General features: G+C 38.8%; 1 protein-coding gene. It reads left to right on the top strand.

Features of this window, described 5'->3' with window-relative positions; translation table 11 throughout:
* Positions 1-431: 431 nt before the first annotated feature.
* On the top strand, positions 432-652 hold a 221-nt coding region (locus ACQY5W_RS13225; RefSeq protein WP_428025442.1), incomplete at its 3' end, for a hypothetical protein.

Genomic DNA, 652 nt, shown 5'->3' with positions numbered 1-652 from the left:
AAATTCACCGCACAGTGTCAGGCCGAAACCGGCCGGTGGCTACAGTGCACGCAGTTTAACTCGGTTTAAAAATTGAAATCGAATTCAAACGAGGTCAAACGATTTCAAATTTACCTCAAATTTTGACAGCTTCAAAAGGTATATTCTCGTGCTCCAAAAATTCCAAATAAAATATGGATGGAAAGAGCTAGAGATGAGGAACAACTTTTATTAAAGAATTTCCCTTGGATTCGAAATGGATTTGGAACTAAAATTCAGAGAACTTGTGCTGCACACCTACATGTTACAGTACGTGAATATGAGTAGTTAATACTGCTCAAGTGGCAATCCAAAATGGACAAGGTAAATGACTGCTACCAAGTCATAGATTACAAAGGCTAAGCATTGCTCACGGTATCCAAGTAAGCAAGCCACATATATGAAGGTCAAAGATGCAGCAAACTAACTTGTTTTGCTCCCAGCTAATTCGGTGTGGCAATGAGAGAACAGCAACATCACAAAGTGGCACAAAATCAAGTAACTTTGGAGGTTTGCACATAGGAAGAGGAATAGACAAGCTACACAAAAAAGAAGAATGTATGGGTATGGCACATAATTTGGATGAAAGTGGCACCAATGAAACATTTCGTGACAAGAAATACATTACATGGAA

This window comes from Arcobacter sp., from assembly GCF_050300555.1.
GTDB lineage: Bacteria > Campylobacterota > Campylobacteria > Campylobacterales > Arcobacteraceae > Arcobacter.
The sequence above is the reverse complement of the archived record's forward strand: the minus strand, read 5'-3'. Positions and strand labels throughout refer to the sequence as shown.